The organism is Stenotrophomonas sp. Bg11-02, from assembly GCF_002836635.1.
GTDB classification, from domain to species: Bacteria; Pseudomonadota; Gammaproteobacteria; order Xanthomonadales; family Xanthomonadaceae; genus Stenotrophomonas; species Stenotrophomonas lacuserhaii.
In genome coordinates this window covers 58533-77414 of record NZ_PJAY01000053.1, presented here as the reverse complement: position 1 = coordinate 77414, position 18882 = coordinate 58533, and the positions used below count along the sequence as shown (strand labels likewise).

Here is an 18882-nt window from a genome sequence, read left to right as displayed (position 1 = left end):
GAACTCCCTCGTGTCCCATCCGCGCAGGCTGGCTTTCGTGCTGCTGTCGCTGGCCTATCCGCCGCTGATGTACCTGGCGATGGGCCGGTTCGAGCCGCGCTGGCTGTCGCTGCTGTTGTTCGCGGTGGCCCTGCTGCGCGCGCTGGGCACAAGCGAACGATTGTGGATCTGGTCGGCGGTGGGCACCGGGGTGTTGGCCATGGTGGCCCTGCTGGGCAATGAAGCGCTGCCGCTGAAGCTGTATCCCGCGCTGGTCAATGCGGTGCTGCTGGTGTTTTTCCTGGTCAGCCTGCGCCATCCCCCCACCGTGGTCGAGCGCTTCGCACGCCTGCAGGATCCACAGTTGCCGCCGTTCGCCATCGTCTACACGCGCCGGGTCACCCAGGGCTGGTGCGGCTTCTTCGTGCTCAACGGCAGCCTGGCGCTGGCCACTGCGCTGTGGGCCTCCGATGCCACGTGGGCCCTGTACAACGGCCTGCTGGCCTATCTGCTGATGGGCCTGCTGCATGCCGGGGAATGGACCGTGCGGCGCCGGGTGAAGGCAGCGCATGGCCATGTCTGAATGGATCCCGCTGCACCTCCTGCTGCAGTCTGCACGGCCTGGCCGCACGGTGGGCGCGCTCGACGGTGCAGCGCTGGACCACGCCGCGCTGCTGGCACGGGTATGCCGCTGGCACGCTGCGTTCGCGGCCGCCGAAGGGCGTGACTGGGCGCTCTACTTCGACGACAGCCTGGCCTTCGCCGCTGCGTTGCTGGGCGCATGGTCGGCTGGCAAGCGGGTCTACCTGCCCGGCGACGACCTGCCCGGTACGCTGCAGGCGCTGCGCCCGCACGTGGATGGCTTCGTCGGCGATGTCGATCCGTGCTGGCAGCCGCTGCACGCGGCACCGGCCACCGACATTCCCGCCACCGGCGTCGTGCTGGATCCACACGCCTGCCGGCTGGTGGTGTTCACCTCCGGCAGCACCGGCCAACCGGCTGCGATCGAAAAACGCCTGGACCAGCTCGGCAGCGAAGTCGAGGCACTGCAGCAGGCCTTCGGCGCGCTGCTGGCCGGTGCGCAGGTGCATGGAACGGTCTCCCACCAGCACATCTACGGCCTGCTGTTCCGCGTGCTGTGGCCGCTGGCCGCGGGCCGGGCGATCCAGCCACGACGTTTCTTCCATGAAGACCTGGTAGCCGCGCTGGCCGCCGCACCCAGTGTGCTGGTGGCCACCCCGGCGCACCTGAAACGACTGCCACCGCAGTTGGACTGGGCTGGCGCGCGTGGCCAGTTGCGCGCGGTGTTTTCCTCCGGTGGGCCGCTGCCGGCACAGGCCGCCGCGGACGTGCGCGAGGTGCTGGGCATCGCGCCGATCGAAGTGTTCGGCAGCAGCGAAACCGGTGGCATCGCCTGGCGCGTTTGCGCCGATGACGCCCCCGCGTGGCAACCGTTGCCCGGCGTGCAGTGGCGCATCGATGACGGCCAGCTGGCGGTGGCATCGGCCCATCTTGCGCAGGGCGGCTGGTGGCGCAGCGAAGACCGTGCCGAAGCCAGTCCTGCCGGCGGCTTCCGCCTGCTCGGGCGGGCCGACCGCATCGTCAAGATCGAAGAGCGCCGGGTTTCGCTGGGGGCGCTGGAGCAGGCCCTGTGTGGCGATGCGGGCGTGGCTGAAGCGCAGGTGCTGGTGCTGCCGGGTACGCGCGAGCAGCTGGCCGCGGTGATCGTGCCGAGCGACCCTGCGCTGGCGCAGGCCGGTGATGCCGAGCGGCGTGCTTTCATCGGCCGTCTCACCGCACTGCTGGCGCAGGGCCATGACGCGGTGACCCGGCCGCGGCGCTGGCGGCTGGTTGCCGCACTGCCCGTCAATGCACAGGGCAAACCGACCCAGGCGCTGCTGCAGGGGCTGTTCCAGAAAACGCTTCCGTCGCCGCAGTGGCTTGCGCGCGATGCCGCCACGGCACGGGTGCAGCTTGTACTGGAGCCCGACCTGGGCGCCTTCGAGGGTCATTTTCCCGAAGTCGCCGTGCTGCCGGGGGTGGCCCAGCTGGACTGGGCGATCCGCCTGGGCCGCGAGGCATTCGACCTGCCACCGCGCTTCCTGCGCATGGATGCCCTGAAGTTCCACCACGTTGCGCGCCCCCACGACGTGCTGATGCTGCAGCTGGACTGGGACGCGGCGCGCGGCGTGCTGGGATTCCGGTTCAGCTCCGATCACGGCATCCACGCCAGTGGCAAAGTACTGTTCGCCGATGCCGATTGATTCCCTGGTCCCCGCCGCCGAGTACGCCCTGCTGGTCGTGGTACCGGTCTACGACCATGAGCACGCCATCGCCGAGGTGGTGGACGGAATCCGCGCTGCGGGACTGCCGTGCCTGCTGGTGGATGACGGATCGCACGCGGACTGCGCGGCCGTGCTGGCCAGGCTGGCACGACAGCCGGGCGTAGGCCTGCTGCGGCTGCAACACAACCAGGGCAAGGGCGGGGCGATGCTGGCCGGTTTCAGCGAAGCAGCGCGCCTGGGCTATACCCACGTGTTGCAGATCGATGCCGATGGCCAGCACGACACCGCCGAGCTGGGCCGTTTCGCCGCGCTGTCGCGCGAGCGTGCGGATGCGGTCATCTGCGGTATCCCGGCCTACGATGAAACCGTGCCGAAGATCCGGTTGTACGGCCGCTATGGCACCCATGTGTGGGTCTGGATCAACACCCTGTCGCTGCACCTGCGCGACTCGATGTGCGGTTTCCGGGTCTATCCGTTGGCACCGGTGCTGCAGGTGATGGCGGAGGAAACCATCGGCCGGCGCATGGATTTCGACACCGAGATCCTGGTGCGCCTGTACTGGCGCGAGGTGCCGGTGCATCACCTGGCCACGCCGGTCACGTATCCGAAGGACGGCGTGTCGCACTTCGATGTGTGGCGCGACAACCTTCGCATCAGCGGCATGCACGCGCGGCTGTTCGGGGGCATGCTGCGGCGCGCTCCTCGATTGCTGCGTCGGCGCCTGCGGGGACAGCCCTGATGGCTGCCCGTCCTGGTCCTGCCGCACCGCACTGGGCCGACATCGGCGAGCGCACCTCGGTACGCGGCGTATTGGTCCTGTGCTGGATCCACCGCTGGTTCGGGCGCTGGCCGTACCGGGTGTGCGCCTGGCCGGCGGTGGCCTGCCAGTGGCTGGCCAACGGCCTGGCACGCCGCGCCTCGCTGCAGTACCTGCAGCGGTTGCAGGCGCACAGCGGTGCGCTCGGCCGCGCGCCGGGCTGGCTGGATAGCCTGCGCCACTTCGCGCTGTTCGGCGACACCATGCTGGACAAGCTGCTGGCGCTGGGACGGCGCTACCCGCCGCAGCGCCTGCAGCTGCACGACAACGAGGCGTTGCAGCGCATTGGTCGCGCGCAGGGCGGGGTGTTCCTGACCGCCCATGTCGGCTGCCTGGAGCTGTGCCAGGTGCTGGCGGAAAAAGTCCCGGGCCTGCATCTCACCGTGCTGGTCCACACCAAGCACGCGCAGCGCTTCAACAGCCTGCTGGCACGTCTGGATCCGCTCGCGTCGGTGGAGCTGGTGCAGGTGACCGACGTCGGCCCGGCGATGGCGATGACCCTGGGCCAGCGGGTCGCCGCAGGTGGCTTCGTGGCGATCGTCGGTGACCGCGTCCCGGTCCACAGCGAACGCGTGGTGCATGCCGACTTCCTCGGTCATCGCGCGCCGTTCCCGGTGGGCGGCTACGTGCTCGCCGCCGCGCTCGGTTGCCCGGTGTACACGCTGTCCTGCCTGCACAATGGCGGTGGCTACCGGATCCGCTTCGATCTGTTCGACGAACGCATCGTACTGCCACGCGGAGCCCGCCAAGCCGCGCTGCAGGACTGTGCGCAACGCTATGCCGCATGGCTGGAACAGCAGGTGATCCAATCGCCGCTGGACTGGTTCAACTTCTTTCCGTTCTGGGACCAGGCCACCGATGCCGATTGAACCGCTTCCCTGCTGTCGCTTTGGTGCCGGCCCGTTGACCATCGAAGACGTCGTTGCGCTGGCGGACGGCCGCGCGCTGGCCGTGCTCGACGATGCGCCCGGGTTCCGCGCACGCATCCAGCGCGGCGCGGATTTCCTCGACCGCCTGCTGCGCGAGGACGGGGTGGTCTACGGGGTGACGACCGGTTACGGGGATTCCTGCACCACGGTGATCCCGCCGTCGCTGGTGGCCGAACTGCCGCACCATCTGTACACCTACCATGGCTGTGGGCTGGGTCGTTTCCTGGACGCACAGGAAACGCGCGCGGTGCTGGCGGCGCGGCTGGCGTCACTGTCCCAGGGCATGTCCGGGACCAGCGTGGCGCTGCTCGAAGGCCTCGCCACCCTGCTGCAGCATGACGTGCTGCCGCGCATTCCCGCGGAGGGTTCGGTCGGTGCAAGCGGCGACCTGACCCCGCTGTCCTACGTGGCGGCGGTGCTGTGCGGTGAGCGCGAGGTGCTGTTCGAAGGCAGTGTGCAGTCCGCCGCCGAGGTACTGCCGCGGATCGGCATGCAGCCGTTGCGGCTGCGCCCGAAGGAAGGCCTGGCGCTGATGAATGGCACGGCGGTGATGACCGGCCTGGCCTGCCTGGCCTGGCAGCGCGCGGATTACCTGTGCCGCCTGGCCACGCGCCTGACCGCCTTCAACGTGCTGGCCAGCGATGGCAACGCGCACCATTTCGACGAAACGCTGTTCGCAGCCAAGCCACACCCGGGCCAGGCGCGCATCGCAGCGCGCCTGCGTGCCGATCTGCACAGCGATCGCCCGCCGCGCAACGAACAGCGCCTGCAGGATCGTTACTCGCTGCGCTGCGCCCCGCATGTCATCGGCGTACTGGAAGACACCCTGCCGTTCCTGCGCCAGTTGATCGAGACCGAGCTCAACAGCGCCAACGACAACCCGCTGATCGACCCGGACGAGGAACGCGTCCTGCACGGCGGCCACTTCTACGGCGGGCACATCGCGCTGGCGATGGACACGCTGAAGAATACCGTGGCCAACCTGGCCGACCTGCTGGATCGCCAGCTGGCGCTGCTGGTGGATGCGCGTTACAGCCACGGCCTGCCGGCCAACCTGTCCGCTGCAACCGGTCCGCGTGCAGCCATCAACCATGGCCTGAAGGCGCTGCAGATCAGCGTCTCGGCGTGGACGGCCGAGGCGCTGAAGAACACCCTGCCGGCGTCGGTATTCTCGCGTTCCACCGAATGCCACAACCAGGACAAGGTCAGCATGGGCACCATCGCCGCGCGCGACTGCCTGCGGGTGATCGAACTAACCGAACAGGTGGCCGCCGGCATGCTGATCGCCGCACGCCAGGCGGTGGCCCTGCGCCAGCGGGTCGGCCTGCAGGCGCAGCTGCAGGGTGAGCTGGCCGCGATGCACGATGACATCAGCCAGCGCATCGCGCTGATCGAAGAAGACCGCTCGCTGGATGGCGAGCTGCGCCAACTGCTGCAGGACATCCGCAGCCGTCAGTGGGAGCTGTATCCGGATGCATGAGATGGTCGAAGAGATCACCCTGGCGCCTGCCTTCCACGACTGTGACCCGATGCAGGTGGTCTGGCATGGAAACTACTTCAAGTATTTCGAGATCGCGCGCTGCGCACTGCTGCAGCGCTATGACTACGACTATCCGCAGATGCAGGAATCGGGCTATCTGTGGCCGGTGGTGGATGCACGGGTCAAGTACGTGCGCCCACTGCGTTTCCAGCAGCAGGTGCGGGTGCGGGCAAGCATCGTCGAATGGGAAAACCGGTTGAAGATCGCCTATGAGATCTTCGACGCCGGCAGCGGTGAACGACTGACCCGCGCGCACACCGTGCAGGTGGCCGTCGATGCCGCCAGCGGTGAAATGCAGTACCTGTGCCCGCCGATCCTGTGGCAGAAACTCGGAGTTCCCGCGCCATGAAGTCCCCTCATTTCCTGCGCCTGCTGGTGCTGTCCGGCCTGCTTTTCGTTTCGTTCGTGGCCGGCGCCGCCGAAGACGCGGTGCAGGCGATCGCCCGCGATGTCGCACGGCCGGCGGTGCTGCGCGGCCAGTTCAGCCAGGAAAAACAGGTCGCCGGTTTCCGCAACCCGCTGCGTTCGCAGGGCCGCTTCGTGGTGGCGCGCGAGCGCGGGGTGATCTGGACCACGCTGAAGCCTTTCCCGTCGGAAATGGTGATCACCGCCGAGCGCATCCTCAGCCGACAGCGCGATGGCACTACCCGGGTAGAGCTGGATGCACGCCAACAGCCGGCGATGCGCTCGGTCAACGCGATCCTGTTCGCGCTGATGAGCGGCGACGTGCAGGCACTGTCCAGCCAGTTCACGGTGGAGGCGCAACGCGATGCGAAGGGCTGGGCCCTGTCACTGACACCGAAGTCGCCGATGCTGGCCAAGGCCTTCAGTTCGTTGCAGCTGCGGGGTGACCGCTACGTCCGCCAGGTCGACATCGTGGAGGCCAGCAAGGACCGTACCCGCCTCACCTTCAGTGCCCTCACCGATGCACCGGCCACGCTGGCGGCGGACGAGGCAGCACGCCTTGACTGATCGCGTGCCGCGCGCCGATACCCCCCATCGCCGCTGGCGCTGGCTGGCCCTTGCCTGGCTGCTGGTGCTGCTGGCGCTGGGCGTGCAGCAGGTCCTGCAGTGGCGGCAGCATGCGCCGATCGACACCGACATCCTCGCCTTGCTGCCCCAGGACGCGCAGGACCGGCTGCTGTCGGACGTGACCCGGCGCATCGCCGATGCGAACTCGCGCGATGTGGTGGTACTGCTGGGCAGTGCGGAGGCGGCCGCTACGCTGCGCGCGCAGGCGGCCTTCGCCGATGCGATGGCAGGCGATGCCGATGCGGCGCTGCTGCAGCCAGCCGGGGCGCTCGATGGCTGGTTCGAAGAGGCACGTACCTTCTACGCGCCCTACCGTGACCGCCTGTTGACCCCCGCACAGCGCGACACCCTGCAGCACACCGCACCGGATGCGTTGGCGCAACAGGCGTTGGCCCAGCTGTACGGGCCCATGGGCGGGCCACGGCTGACCGCCTGGTTGCAGGATCCGCTGGGCCTGTGGCCGGCCTGGTGGCAGCAGCAGGCGAAGGCGGCCGGCCTGCGACTGGGTGAGGACGGCCTGCTGCAGGCAGATGGAAAGCAGTGGGCGGTCCTGCGCTTGGACACCCGCGATTCGGCGTTCCAGCTGGATGGCCAACCGCATATCGGCGCGCTGCTGGAACGCGCGGGGCAGGCCGCGACCGCCGCCGCGCCCGGCCTGGAGATCCTGCATGCCGGGGTGCCGCTGCATGCCGAAGCCGCGGCGGTGCAGGCCAACCGCGAGATCAACACCATCGGCTGGGGCTCGCTGGCTGCGGTGCTGCTGCTGGTGTGGCTGGCGTTCCGTTCGCTGCGCCCGATCCTGCTGGTGGCGATGTCGCTGCTGGTCGGCTGCGGCGTGGCGTTGGCCGTGACCGTGCTGGTGTTCGGCAAGGTGCATCTGCTGACGCTGGTGTTCGGTGCCTCGCTGGTGGGCGTGGCCGAAGACTATGGCATCCACTGGTTCGCCTCGCGCCAGGCAGCGCCGCGGCAGAGTCGCTGGTCCCTGCTGCACCATCTGCTGCCCGGCCTGTGGCTGGCGCTGCTGACCAGCGCCCTGGCCTATCTGGCGCTGGCGGTCACCCCGTTCCCCGGGCTGCGCCAGATGGCACTGTTCTCGGTGGTCGGGCTGGCGGCTGCGTTCGTCACGGTGATCCTGTGGTTCCCGTGGCTGGATGGTGGAACGGTACGCCAGACGCGTTTCTCGCATTGGCTGGGCAACACGCTGCAGCGCTGGCCGCGGCTGCGCGGCCGGTCGCTGGGCGGTGTGATCGCGGTGCTGTTGCTGTTCTCCGCCGGCGGCATGCTGTTCCTGCACGTGGATGATGACCTGCGCAGCCTGCAGTCTTCGCCACCGGCGCTGATGGAACAGCAGATCCGGATTTCGCGCCTGCTCGGCATGCCCAGCCCGGCGCAGTTCTTCCTGGTGCAGGGCGCCGATGCCGGTCAGCTGCTGCAGCGCGAAGAAGCCTTGACCGTGCGCCTGCGCGCGCTGGAAGGGCAAGGCCGCATCGGCAGCCACCGCGCGCTGAGTGACTGGTTGCCGTCTCCGTCGCAGCAGGATGCCGATGCCCGGCTGGCCGCGCAGGCCGAGTCGGCCGTGCTGCAGGCGGTCGGCGCGGTCAGTGGCGAGTCGCTGCAGCGACCGGCATTCGCCCGCACCCCGATCGACCTGCAGGCCTTCCTCGCTTCGCCGGCCTCGGCACCGTTCCGTTCGTTGTGGATCGGCGCACTGGGCGAGGGCGTGGCCAGCGTGGTGCTGGTCGATGACCTGTCGCAGCCACGTGCGTTGGCCGACCTCGACCAGGCCGGCGCCGGACTGCCCGGCGTGCGCTGGGTCGACCGCACCGCCGATTTCTCGCGCCTGCTGGGGCATTACCGCAAGCTGATGAGCGGCATGCTGCTGGCGGGTATCGCGCTGGTGTTCGCCGCGTTGTGGTGGCGCTACCGCCGTCATGCCTGGCGGGTGATCGTGCCCACCCTGCTCGCCGGCAGCCTGACGCTTGCCGTGCTGGCCCTGCTTGGTCATCCGCTGCAGTTGTTCAACGTGCTGGCATTGATGCTGCTGCTGGGCATGGGCATCGACTACGGCATCTTCCTGCTGGAACACCGTGGCGATCCCAGCGCCTGGGTCGCGGTGTGCGTGGGTGCGGCCAGTACCTGGCTTTCGTTCGGCCTGCTCGGGCTTTCCAACACCCCGGCGCTGCGCGCCTTCGGCATGACCCTGCTGCTCGGCATCGGCCTGGTATGGCTGCTGTCGCCGCTGTTCCGCCCCGCACCGCCTACAACGACAGGAACCCCGTGACATGAGCCGCCTGCTGCCTGCGATCCTGCTCACCCTGTTGCTCGCCGCCTGCGCCGGCCGGCCGGTGCGCTCCGATGCGGCGCTGCCGCCGCTGCGCCTGTCACCGGCCAGCCTGCAGGGAACGCTCGCTTTGCAGCAACAGCTGCATTTCCGCTTCGGTCGCGCCGAACGCGACCTGGATGCGCTGCTTGAAGCCGATGCCGACCAGGTGCAGCTGCTGGTGCAGGCAATGGGCCAGACCGGCTTCCGCGTGCAGTGGGATGGACAGAACCTGCAGGAACAGCGCGCTGCCTGGTTGCCCAGGCAGGTACGTGCCGAGCGCGTGCTGGACGACCTGCAGTTCGCGCTGTGGCCGACCACGGCGATTGCCGCGGTGCTGACCGACGGCTGGCAGGTGGTCGACGATGGCCGCGTGCGCCGGCTGCAGCGTAGCGGGGTCGAGGCCCTGCGGCTGCAGCGCAACGACGATGGCAGCCTGCAGCTGGACAACCGCATCGAAGGCTATTCGCTGACCATCCGTTCGGTGCCTACCGGCGAGCAAGTCCCATGAGCGCGCCGGTTTTCCTCAACGACATGGGCATCGTCTGCGCGCTCGGCGCCGGCCGCGCGCCGGTCGCCGCCGGCCTGTTCGCCGACCACCCCGGTGGGCTGAGCGACTGCGACGACGTGCTGCCCGGACGCACCCTGGCGCTGGGCCGGGTGCAGGCCACGCTGCCGGATCTGTCGGCGCTGCCCACCGCGCTGCGCGGCCGCAACAATGCCTTGCTGGACCTTGCGCTGGAACAGATCGCCCCCGCCGTACAGGCCGCCATCGAGCGTTACGGTGCCGGGCGGGTCGCGGTGGTCATCGGTACCAGCACCTCCGGCATCGGTGAAACCGAGCCGGCCCTGCGTGCGCGCGAGGAGAGCGGTCGCTGGCCGGACAGCTTCGCCTATGGCCAGCAGGAGATGGGCAGCGCGGCGGCATTCGTGCGCCATCGCAGCGGTGCAACGGGGCCGGCGTGGACGCTGTCCACTGCCTGCTCTTCAGGTGCCAAGGCGATGGCTTCGGCGGCGCGCCTGCTGCGCGCCGGCATCGTCGAGGCGGTGATCGCCGGCGGTGCCGATTCGCTCTGCCGCTTCACCGTGGCCGGTTTCAATGCGCTGGAATCGATCTCCGCCACCCGCTGCCTTCCGTTCTCGGCAACGCGGGCGGGCATCAACATCGGCGAAGGGGCCGCGCTGTTCCTGCTGACCCGCGAGCCGGGCCCGGTACAGCTTGCCGGCTGGGGCGAAAGCTCGGACGCCCACCACATGTCCGCCCCTGAACCGAGTGGTGCCGGTGCCATCGCGGCGATGCGCGAGGCGCTGGAGCGCGCCGGCTGGGCACCGACGGACGTGGACTACATCAACCTGCACGGCACGGCCACCCGCCACAACGATGCGATGGAATCGCGTGCGGTGCATGCAGTGCTGGGCGGGCAGGTCGCGGCCAGCTCCACCAAGCCGCTGACCGGCCACGCACTGGGCGCGTCCGGGGCGATCGAAGCGGCGCTGTGCTGGATCGCGCTGGCGGACAACCCCGCCCACCGCCTGCCGCCGCACTGGTGGGATGGCAAGCCTGATCCGGAGCTGCCCGCGCTGGCCCTGGTGGCGCCGGGCACCGTGGCGGCCGGCCCCCTGCAGCGCCTCCTCAGCAGTTCGTTCGCCTTTGGTGGCAGCAATGCCGTGCTGGCCCTGCAGCGGACGCCCGGCGCATGACGATCCATCCGATCCAGGACGTAGTGCCGCACCGTGGCAGTGCCCTGCTGCTGGAGCAGGTGCTGCGCTGGGACGAGGACAGCATCGAGGTGGCGCTGGTGGTGCCGGCCTCGGGCCTGTTCAACCAGGCCGACGGCGTGCCCGCCTGGATCGGCATCGAGTACATGGCACAGGCCATCGCGGCGTGGGCGGGCTGCCGCGCGCGGCGTGACGGTCGCCCGCCGCGGATCGGCTTCCTGCTTGGCAGTCGCCGCTACAGCAGCCAGGTTTCCGTGTTCCCGGCGGGTACCGCGCTGGTGGTCCACGCGCGGCGCGAACTGATGGGTGACAATGGCCTGGGAATGTTCGCCTGCCGTATCAGTGCGGGCACCGAAACATGGGTCGACGCCAACGTATCGGTGTTCGAACCGGCCGATGCGCAGGCTTACCTGGAGAGTGGAAACGCATGACAGCCAATCTTGCCGTGCTGGTGACCGGTGCAAGCCGCGGCATCGGCCGCGCGATCGCCCTGCGCGCTGCCCGCGATGGTTTCGATGTGGCCGTGCACTGCCGGAGCCGCATCGACGAAGCGCAGGCCGTGGTCGCGGAGATCATCGCGTTGGGCCGGCAGGCGCGCGTACTCGCCTTCGACATCAGTGACCGCGCCGCCGCGCGCACTGTGCTGGAAGCCGACGTGGCCGCCCATGGCGCGTACTACGGCGTGGTGTGCAATGCCGGCATCGCCCGCGACGGGGCCTTCCCCGCGCTCAGCGAAGCGGACTGGGACCAGGTGCTGCATACCAACCTGGATGGGTTCTACAACGTGCTGCATCCGCTGGTGATGCCGATGGTGCGGCGCCGCCAGCCGGGGCGCATCGTCACCCTGGCCTCCGTGTCCGGGCTGATCGGCAACCGCGGCCAGGTCAACTACAGCGCCGCCAAGGCCGGCATCATCGGTGCCACCAAGGCACTGGCGCTGGAACTGGCCAGTCGCCGGATCACCGTCAACTGCGTGGCACCCGGGCTGGTCGAAACCGAGATGCTGGACGCCGAGGTGGTCGAGCACGCGCTCAAGCTGGTTCCCGCCGGCCGTGTCGGCACACCGGACGAAGTAGCCGCGGCGGTATCGTTCCTGCTGTCGGCCGATGCCGGTTACATCACCCGCCAGGTGATCTCGGTCAACGGAGGCCTGGCCTGATGCAGCGCGAAGGACGCCGCGTGGTGGTTACCGGTGCAGCGGCGATCAGCCCGCTCGGGCAGGACTGGCCGAGCATCCACGCACGCCTGCGCTCGCTGCGCAACGCCGTGCGGGCGATGCCGGAGTGGGATGTCTACGAAGGGTTGAACACCCGGCTGGCCGCACCGGCCGAGGCGTTCGAGCTGCCACCGCACTACAACCGCAAGACCACCCGTTCGATGGGGCGCGTGGCGCTGATGGCCGTGCGCGCCAGCGAACTGGCGCTGCAGCAGGCCGGCCTGATCGATCATCCGGTGCTGCATGGCGGGCGCACCGGCGTGTCCTACGGGTCGTCCGCAGGCAGCCACGAGGCGATCAGTGAGTTCGGCCGCATGCTCAACAGCTTCACTACCGCCGGCATCACCGCCACCACCTACCTGAAGATGATGAGCCACACCGCACCGGTGAACATCGGGGTGTTCTTCGGACTGAGCGGGCGCATCCACACGACGTCCAGCGCGTGCACGTCCGGCAGCCAGGGCATCGGCGAAGCCTACGAAACGATCCGCGCCGGTCGCCAGACGGTGATGCTGGCCGGCGGCGCCGAGCAGCTGGACGCCACGGCGGCCGCGGTGTTCGACACCCTGTATGCCACCAGCGTGCGCAATGACGCGCCGCAGACCACGCCGCGCCCGTTCGATGCCGGCCGCGATGGGCTGGTGCTGGGCGAAGGTGCCTGCACCCTGGTGCTGGAGGAGCGCCAGCATGCGCTGGAGCGCGGAGCGCCGATCCTGGCCGAAGTACGCGGCTACGGCAGCAACAGCGACGGCCAGCACGTGACCCAGCCGAGCAGCCCGACCATGGCGCGCGCCATGCAGCTGGCGCTGGACGACGCCGGTCTGGCGCCGTCGCAGATCGGTTACATCAACGCCCATGGCACGGCCACCGACCATGGCGACATCGCCGAATGCCAGGCCACGGCTGCGGTGTTCGGGGCGGGCGTGCCGATCAGCTCGCTGAAGGGCTACGTCGGCCACATGCTGGGTGCCTGCGGCGCGTTCGAAGCCTGGCTGAGCATCGAGATGATGCGCGCGGGCTGGTTCGCCCCCACCTTGAACCTGGACCAGGTGGACCCGCGCTGCGCTCCGTTGGACCATGTCCGCGGACAAGGTCGCACGCTGCAGGTCGACCATGTGATGAGCAACAATTTCGCCTTCGGCGGGATCAACACCTCGCTGGTGTTCGCCCGGCATCCGCTGGCGGAAGACTGAACCGCGTCCTGACATTGATGAACTTCGTGTCGGGAAACAGCGCGTGGCGGGGATGTGCCTGGCCTGACGCCTTCCGCCGGTGACGGGTTTCCGACACAATCATGCCTTAAAGGGTAAACCTGAAAGCATGCAAGCCTACGTCTACAAGAGCCAACGCAAAGACGATAGCTACGTCTACCTCGCCGAACGGGATGGCTTCGGCGTGCTGCCCGGGCCGTTGGCCGAATCCCTGGGCCGGCTGCAGCTGGTGCTGGAGGTGGAACTGACCGAGGGCCGTCGGCTGGCGCGCGCGGACGCCGCGCAGGTGCGCGACGAGCTGGCCAGCCGCGGGTTCTACCTGCAGGTGCCCCCGAGCATCACCAGCATGATGCCGCGCCACAATGACTGAGCCGCGGCCGCGCATGGTGCCTGCCGCGCTGGCCCTGGGTGCGCTGCTCGCTGCGGCTTCGGCGATCGGCGGCCTGCCGGGTGCGCTGCTGGCCGCGCTGGCGCAGCCGGCCTTCGCGCTGGGCGTGTCCTGGCTGCGTCGAAGCCGTGTCCTGCGTCCGCTGCCGCAGGTGGTGCGCGAAGAACTGCCTGCGCTGCTGGCGTTGTGGCTGGCCGGTCCAGCGGTGCTTGCGCTGCTGATGGCCTGGCCGCTCGCCGCCCTGCGCGAAAGCGGCAGCCTGGCCGCCGCGCTGGGCCTGGCGGTATTGCTGGGCGTCGGTCTGCTGGCGGTATGGCGTACATGGCCGCTGTGGAGTGACGTGGAACGCCTGGCCGGTGGGCTGCAGCGCCACGCTGCGGGCCTGGCCGGGCGCGAACTGGGCGCCTGGCGTGGACTGGCCGTCGCTGCGCTGGTATTGGCGCTGTGCGCGCTGGTGGTGATGCCGGCCTGGCCGGAGCTGCTGCCGGCAGGCCTGCGTTGGCCCGCGGTGGGCGCCACCGTGCTGCTGTCGCCGCTGCTGCACCTGCTGCTGCAGCGGGTAGCGCCGGCGGGCACCACGCATCCTGCGCCTGTGCACGGCATGCAGGAGCTGCGCAGCGCCTGGCAGGCGCGCGAGCAACCCGATGCCGATCCGGCACCGGTCGCACTTGAAGCCATGCCGGCCGACGCGCTGTCGCCGGCACTCTACGAAGCGGCGCGACACGGCCGGATCGACCGCGCGCTGCAGCTGTTGCAGGCCGGTGCCGACCCGCACGCCACGCCGGATCCGCAGTGGCGCGACCAGCGCAACCTGCCGGTGCTGGCCGCGGTACTGCCGGACCTGCGCCTGCTCCGCGAACTGATCGCCCGCGGCGTCGATGTGAACGCCCCGCACAAGGGCATGACGCCGCTGCTGGCGGCCACCCGTGACAGCTGGCATGGGCGCCCGGAAGCGGTGATGACCCTGCTCGCCAACGGTGCCGATTCGCGTGCCACCGATGCCGACGGCAATACGCCGCTGCACCACGCAGCGCGCAGTTCCGACCCTGGCGTCGCCGCGCTGCTGCGCGATGCCGCCGCCGAGATCGACGCGCTGAACCAGGACGGCTGGTCGCCGCTGGCGGTGGCCTGCCAGGTCGGCAACTGGCGCCTGGCGCGGTTCCTGCTGGAGCGCGGCGCCCGTACCGAACCGGCCGAAGGCATTCCGGTGCTGTTGGCCGCCGCGGCAACCGAAGATGATGATCCGGCCGGGGTGCAGCTGCTGCTGAAGCACAAGGCGCGTGCCGATGCGCGTGATCGCCAGCGCCGCAGTGCCCTGCACGAAGCCGCTCTGGCCGGGCACACCGCGATCCTGGACGCCCTGCTTGCCGCCGGTGCCAACCTGGAAGCGCGCGATGCGCTCGGCCGGACGCCGCTGCTGGAGGCCGCCGCCGGTGGACGCGCGGCGGTCATCGAGCACCTTCTGCGCCACAACCCCGATGTAGCAGCGGTCGACGCCGACGGCCGCAATGCCCTGCTGCTGGCCGCCATGGCGACCGATGTGCCGCCGTTGGTGGTGAAGCGGCTGCTGGAGCTGGGGCTGGTTGCCGACCTGGACGATCCACTGGCGCGGCGCGCAGTGGACAGCGCGGCCGAAGCCGGCCGCTGGGCCATCGTGGCCATGCTCGATCCGGCCTATCCGCTGCCTGCCGCGGTCAGCGACGGCTTGGTGGCGGCCAGCGAAGGCAACGAAGTGGCGACGTCGTTGTTGCCGGACCGGCCACCGCTCGAGCTGCTGCGCGAATCGCTGCGCTTTGGCAACCTGGACGGAATGGAATCGATGGCGCGCCTGTGCCGTGCCGAAGAACTGGGCAGCCTGTTGCACGAACCGGACCTGGCGCTGGAGCCGCGCGCCATCGGCTGGCTGCTGCAGCAGGGCGCCTCGCACGACGTACTGGATGCCTGCACCGATACGCCGATGTTCGCGCTGCTGGCGCGCGGCGTGGATGCGGTGCCGGCGCTGCAGGTGATGCTGGAGCAGGGCGTTTCGCCTGCCGGCAGTGGTGGCCTGGCGCGCTTCCTCGCCGCCTGCGCGCAGCATGACCAGGCCAGTCGCGGGCTGGAGCAGCTGGCGCTGGAACTGCTGGAGCGTGGCGCTGATCCATTCGCTGCATCGCCCGCCGGCGATCCGCCGCTGGCCCTGGCCGTGCGCTTGGGCTGGCTGCGCCTGCAGCAGTCGCTGCTGGGCCTGGGGGTGGATCGCGAGGCACGCGACAGCCATGGCATGACCGCCCTGCACCTGGCCACTGCGCTGGGACGCGAAGCCGCGCTCAAGCTGCTGGTGCGCCACGGCGCCTCGCCGGAAGCCCGTGCGGCTGATGGGCAGACACCGCTGGGTGTGGCGCTGTCCAGCGGCCGCCGTGACCTGGCGGACTGGCTGGACTGGCGGGTCTGGTCGTTGCCACGAAGGACGTTGCGTGAATCCGACCTGGCCGCCGCGGCCACCGCCGGCGACGTGGACGCCGTACGCCGGCTGATCGATCTTGGCTTCGCCGTGGACAGCGTCGACGCGCAGGGCTGCACCGCCCTGTTGCGGGGGGCCGGTGGTGGGCACCTTGCGGTGGTCGACCTGCTGCTGGCGCGCAATGCCGATCCGCAGCATGCCTCGGCCAGTGGCGCCACGCCGCTGTCGGCGGCGGTCAGCATGCGCCAGATGGATATCGTGTCCGCGTTGTTGGATGCCGGTGCGCAGCTGGAACACCGCCTGCCCGGCGGGGTCACGGTGCTGATGCTGGCCTCGGCGCTGGGCCTTCCGGATATCGTGGCGCGGCTGTTGACCGCCAGTGCGGACGTCCATGCAAGCGACGCGCAGCAGCTGGCCGCGCTGCATTGCGCTGCGCTGTACGGGTTCTCCGCTCGTGACCGCTCGCGCCTGCTGGCCCTGCTGGACACCCTGCTGCTGGCCGGCGCGGAGCCGGACAAGGCCGCTGCCGGCGAGGTGACCCCACTGCTGCTGTTGCTGGGCGCACGTGCCGAACCGGGGACCGCCTGCGACGAACAGGTGGTACTGGCCGGTGTGGAACGCCTGCTGGATGAAGACGTTTCGCTGGAGGTGCGTGATCCGCGCGGCTTCGGCCCGCTGCACCTGGCCGCGCTGCACGGACTGCCGCTGCTGGTGCAGCGCCTGCTGCGTGCCGGTGCCGATCCAGAGGCACGCGACACGCTCAACCGCAGCCCCCGCGAAATCGCGGTGATGCGCGGCTTCATCGACGTGGCCGCCGAGTTCCAGCCGCGCGTGCCCGGCGTGTCCTCGATGGCGCGGTTCCTGCGCGAATGAATCACCGGTAGTGACGGCCCTGGTGGGTGACGACCGTTGGTCGTCACGCTCTTCGGCGCTACCGCTCCGGTGGCGCCTCCTTCCCGCTTCCCGCATCCGCTTCAAACAAATGCATCAGGTCAGTGCGCGCATCGCGCGAAGTCTGGATCACCGCCGCCTCGTCGTCGTAGACCAGGTACTGATCGCGCAGCAGCTTCTCATCATGTTCGCGGAATCGCTGCACATGCCGGCGGGCCGTCTCTTCGGACACCCCCAGCAGCTTCAGCACCTGTTCGCTGAGTTCCAGGCTGGTGCCGAACACCTCGCGGAACGGCTCGGCGCCCATGTCCATCAGCCGCCACGCATGCTGGCGGTTGCGTGCCCGCGCCAGCACCCGCGCGTCCGGATACAACCGCCGGATCATCCGCGTCGCGCGCAGGTTGGTTTCCGGATCATCCATGGTCACCACGAACACCGCGATCTCCGCCCCGCCGGCCGCGCGCAGCATCTCCGGCCGGGTCGGATCGCCGTAGTACAGCTGGTTGCCGAAGCGGCGCAGGTCGGCCACGGTATCCGGATTGACCTCCAGCGCGACGAACGGCACTTTCTGCGCGGTCAGCAGTCGCGCCACCACCTGCCCGAAGCGCCCCATCCCGGCGATCAGCACCTTCGGACGGTGGTCCGGATTCACCTCATCGGCCGGCGCGGCGTCGGGCTTTGCCACGGTCTCGCGGCCGATCAGGCGCAGCAGTGCGATCAGCAACAGCGGGGTCAGTCCCATCGACAGGCCGACGATGGCCACCAGCCGGTCATGGTTGGCACTGCCCAGCAGCAGCGCGCGCTGCGCTTCGTTGAACACCACGAAGGCGAACTCGCCGCCCAGCCACAGCACGCTGCCCAGCATCATCGCCTGGCGTGACGCCAACCCGGCAACCCGTCCAATCGCATACAGCAGGCCGAACTTCACCAGCAGCAGCACGCCCACGCCGGCGGCGATCATGCCCGGTTCGGCGGCGATGCGGTCCAGGTCGATGCCCATGCCCACGGCGATGAAGAACAGGCCGAGGAACAAGCCCTTGAAGGGTTCGATCTGCGCTTCCAGTTCGTGCCGGAACTCGGAATCGGACAACAGCACCCCGGCCAGGAACGCGCCCAGGCTGGGGCTCAGCCCGGCCTCCTGCAGGAACCAGGCGGTGCCCAGCACCACCAGCAGCGCGGTGGCGGTGAACATTTCCGGGCTGCGCGTGCGTGCGACCATGGCGAACACGCGGCGCAGCAGCGGCCGGCCGCACAGGATCACCACCGCCAGTGCGCCGATGGCCAGCGCCACATCCTGCCAGTGCAGGGTCTGGTTGCGCGCACCGCCCAGCAGCGGAATGGCGGCCAGCAGCGGGATGGCGATCAGGTCCTGGAACAGCAGGATCGCGAACGCCAGCCGGCCATGATCACTGTTGAGCGCCTTGTGTTCGGACAGCAGCTGCAGGCCCACCGCGGTGGAGGACAGCGCCAGCGCCACGCCGACCACCAGCGCGCTCTTCCAGTGGAAATGGTCCAGCATCAGCAGGCCGCCCAGCACCAGTGCGCAGGTCGCCACCTGCAGCGCCCCGGCACCGAATACCGAACGCCGCATCACCTTCAAGCGCGATGGCGACAGCTCCAGCCCGATCACGAACAGCAGCATCACCACGCCGATTTCGGCCGCGCCCAGTATCCGGTCCGTGTCCTGCACGAAGCCCAGCCCATCCGGACCCAGCACCACCCCGGCGGCGAGATAGCCAAGCACCGCGCCAAAGCCCAGCCGGCGGAACACCGGCACCGCGATGACGGCCGCAAGCAGCAGGACCAGGGCAAGTTCGAGCACGCCGCTATGCATGGGAAGTCGAGGTCATGGCCGCAGGAGGAAGGGCAAGCCGGGTGCAGCCAGCCCTTGCGCGACATTATGCGCCGCCCGCCGCCGCTCGCACGGGGGTGCAGCTGAGCCGGGCCAAACCCGGCCGCCACACCGGGGTTGACCCATGCTGCCCACAGGTCCATCCTGCCCCCCGCCACGGCCTGCCCGCTGGCACCACCCTTCCGGAATCCAACCCCCCATGTCCAGCGACAGTAGAAGTCGACCTTATTCGACGCCAGCGACGGCGACCGCCTGACAGG

Annotated in this window: 16 protein-coding genes; 15 read left to right on the top strand and 1 reads right to left on the bottom strand. The window is 69.6% G+C overall.

Going from position 1 to position 18882, the window contains the following annotated elements; translation table 11 throughout:
* The first annotated feature begins 10 nt into the window (after positions 1-10).
* The 15 genes from CXG43_RS07595 (at position 11) to CXG43_RS07525 (ending at position 16752) form a co-directional block, all read left to right on the top strand.
* Positions 11-562 (top strand): hypothetical protein, encoded by a 552-nt coding sequence (locus CXG43_RS07595; protein WP_232767677.1) that lies wholly within the window; start codon positions 11-13, stop codon positions 560-562.
* The gene (locus tag CXG43_RS07590) at positions 555-2243 is read left to right on the top strand and encodes an AMP-binding protein (RefSeq protein WP_101099497.1); all 1689 of its coding nucleotides are present in this window, start codon (positions 555-557) and stop codon (positions 2241-2243) included. The genes CXG43_RS07595 and CXG43_RS07590 overlap by 8 nt, the downstream gene beginning before the upstream one ends.
* Positions 2233-3003: a glycosyltransferase family 2 protein gene (locus CXG43_RS07585; RefSeq protein ID WP_101099413.1), complete on the top strand. Its 771-nt coding sequence runs from the start codon at positions 2233-2235 to the stop codon at positions 3001-3003. Before CXG43_RS07590 ends, CXG43_RS07585 begins: the two co-directional genes overlap by 11 nt.
* The gene (locus CXG43_RS07580; protein ID WP_101099412.1) at positions 3003-3950 is read left to right on the top strand and encodes an acyltransferase; all 948 of its coding nucleotides are present in this window, start codon (positions 3003-3005) and stop codon (positions 3948-3950) included. The genes CXG43_RS07585 and CXG43_RS07580 overlap by 1 nt, the downstream gene beginning before the upstream one ends.
* The gene (locus CXG43_RS07575; RefSeq protein WP_101099411.1) at positions 3940-5490 is read left to right on the top strand and encodes an aromatic amino acid ammonia-lyase; all 1551 of its coding nucleotides are present in this window, start codon (positions 3940-3942) and stop codon (positions 5488-5490) included. The genes CXG43_RS07580 and CXG43_RS07575 overlap by 11 nt, the downstream gene beginning before the upstream one ends.
* The gene (locus CXG43_RS07570) at positions 5477-5899 is read left to right on the top strand and encodes an acyl-CoA thioesterase (protein WP_101099496.1); all 423 of its coding nucleotides are present in this window, start codon (positions 5477-5479) and stop codon (positions 5897-5899) included. The genes CXG43_RS07575 and CXG43_RS07570 overlap by 14 nt, the downstream gene beginning before the upstream one ends.
* The gene (locus tag CXG43_RS07565) at positions 5896-6522 is read left to right on the top strand and encodes an outer membrane lipoprotein carrier protein LolA (protein ID WP_101099410.1); all 627 of its coding nucleotides are present in this window, start codon (positions 5896-5898) and stop codon (positions 6520-6522) included. The genes CXG43_RS07570 and CXG43_RS07565 overlap by 4 nt, the downstream gene beginning before the upstream one ends.
* Positions 6515-8863 (top strand): hypothetical protein, encoded by a 2349-nt coding sequence (locus CXG43_RS07560; RefSeq protein WP_101099409.1) that lies wholly within the window; start codon positions 6515-6517, stop codon positions 8861-8863. The genes CXG43_RS07565 and CXG43_RS07560 overlap by 8 nt, the downstream gene beginning before the upstream one ends.
* Position 8864: 1 nt before the next feature.
* Entirely contained in the window at positions 8865-9413 is a 549-nt protein-coding gene (locus tag CXG43_RS07555) for a DUF3261 domain-containing protein (RefSeq protein WP_101099408.1), read from the top strand.
* Complete coding sequence (locus CXG43_RS07550; RefSeq protein WP_101099407.1) at positions 9410-10603, top strand: beta-ketoacyl-[acyl-carrier-protein] synthase family protein; 1194 nt, start codon at positions 9410-9412, stop codon at positions 10601-10603. Before CXG43_RS07555 ends, CXG43_RS07550 begins: the two co-directional genes overlap by 4 nt.
* Positions 10600-11052 carry a hotdog family protein gene (locus CXG43_RS07545; protein ID WP_101099406.1) on the top strand — a complete coding sequence of 151 codons (453 nt, stop codon included), beginning with the start codon at positions 10600-10602 and terminating at the stop codon, positions 11050-11052. The genes CXG43_RS07550 and CXG43_RS07545 overlap by 4 nt, the downstream gene beginning before the upstream one ends.
* On the top strand, positions 11049-11780 hold the full coding sequence (locus CXG43_RS07540) for a 3-ketoacyl-ACP reductase FabG2 (protein WP_101099405.1): 732 nt from the start codon (positions 11049-11051) through the stop codon (positions 11778-11780). The genes CXG43_RS07545 and CXG43_RS07540 overlap by 4 nt, the downstream gene beginning before the upstream one ends.
* Positions 11780-13030, top strand: coding sequence for a beta-ketoacyl-ACP synthase (locus CXG43_RS07535; protein WP_101099404.1), 1251 nt, complete (start codon positions 11780-11782; stop codon positions 13028-13030). The genes CXG43_RS07540 and CXG43_RS07535 overlap by 1 nt, the downstream gene beginning before the upstream one ends.
* 127 nt (positions 13031-13157) lie before the next feature.
* The gene (locus CXG43_RS07530) at positions 13158-13418 is read left to right on the top strand and encodes a YcgL domain-containing protein (RefSeq protein ID WP_101099403.1); all 261 of its coding nucleotides are present in this window, start codon (positions 13158-13160) and stop codon (positions 13416-13418) included.
* A 13-nt stretch (positions 13419-13431) separates the two neighbouring features.
* Positions 13432-16752, top strand: coding sequence for an ankyrin repeat domain-containing protein (locus CXG43_RS07525; protein WP_232767690.1), 3321 nt, complete (start codon positions 13432-13434; stop codon positions 16750-16752).
* 58 nt (positions 16753-16810) lie between these two features.
* Here the strand turns inward: CXG43_RS07525 and CXG43_RS07520 are convergent, their stop codons facing one another.
* On the bottom strand, positions 16811-18604 hold the full coding sequence (locus CXG43_RS07520) for a monovalent cation:proton antiporter-2 (CPA2) family protein (protein ID WP_101099401.1): 1794 nt from the start codon (positions 18602-18604) through the stop codon (positions 16811-16813).
* Positions 18605-18882: the final 278 nt, after the last annotated feature.

Excerpts from the sequence above, each read along its gene's own strand:
- CXG43_RS07545 (WP_101099406.1), top strand. The coding sequence starts at position 10,600 with ATGACGATCCATCCGATCCAGGACGTAGTGCCGCACCGTGGCAGTGCC.
- CXG43_RS07555 (WP_101099408.1), top strand. The coding sequence starts at position 8,865 with ATGAGCCGCCTGCTGCCTGCGATCCTGCTCACCCTGTTGCTCGCCGCC.
- CXG43_RS07590 (WP_101099497.1), top strand. The coding sequence starts at position 555 with ATGTCTGAATGGATCCCGCTGCACCTCCTGCTGCAGTCTGCACGGCCT.
- CXG43_RS07540 (WP_101099405.1), top strand. The coding sequence starts at position 11,049 with ATGACAGCCAATCTTGCCGTGCTGGTGACCGGTGCAAGCCGCGGCATC.
- CXG43_RS07530 (WP_101099403.1), top strand. The coding sequence starts at position 13,158 with ATGCAAGCCTACGTCTACAAGAGCCAACGCAAAGACGATAGCTACGTC.
- CXG43_RS07565 (WP_101099410.1), top strand. The coding sequence starts at position 5,896 with ATGAAGTCCCCTCATTTCCTGCGCCTGCTGGTGCTGTCCGGCCTGCTT.
- CXG43_RS07525 (WP_232767690.1), top strand. The coding sequence starts at position 13,432 with ATGGTGCCTGCCGCGCTGGCCCTGGGTGCGCTGCTCGCTGCGGCTTCG.
- CXG43_RS07520 (WP_101099401.1), bottom strand. The coding sequence starts at position 18,604 with ATGCATAGCGGCGTGCTCGAACTTGCCCTGGTCCTGCTGCTTGCGGCC.
- CXG43_RS07550 (WP_101099407.1), top strand. The coding sequence starts at position 9,410 with ATGAGCGCGCCGGTTTTCCTCAACGACATGGGCATCGTCTGCGCGCTC.
- CXG43_RS07535 (WP_101099404.1), top strand. The coding sequence starts at position 11,780 with ATGCAGCGCGAAGGACGCCGCGTGGTGGTTACCGGTGCAGCGGCGATC.
- CXG43_RS07575 (WP_101099411.1), top strand. The coding sequence starts at position 3,940 with ATGCCGATTGAACCGCTTCCCTGCTGTCGCTTTGGTGCCGGCCCGTTG.
- CXG43_RS07580 (WP_101099412.1), top strand. The coding sequence starts at position 3,003 with ATGGCTGCCCGTCCTGGTCCTGCCGCACCGCACTGGGCCGACATCGGC.
- CXG43_RS07585 (WP_101099413.1), top strand. The coding sequence starts at position 2,233 with ATGCCGATTGATTCCCTGGTCCCCGCCGCCGAGTACGCCCTGCTGGTC.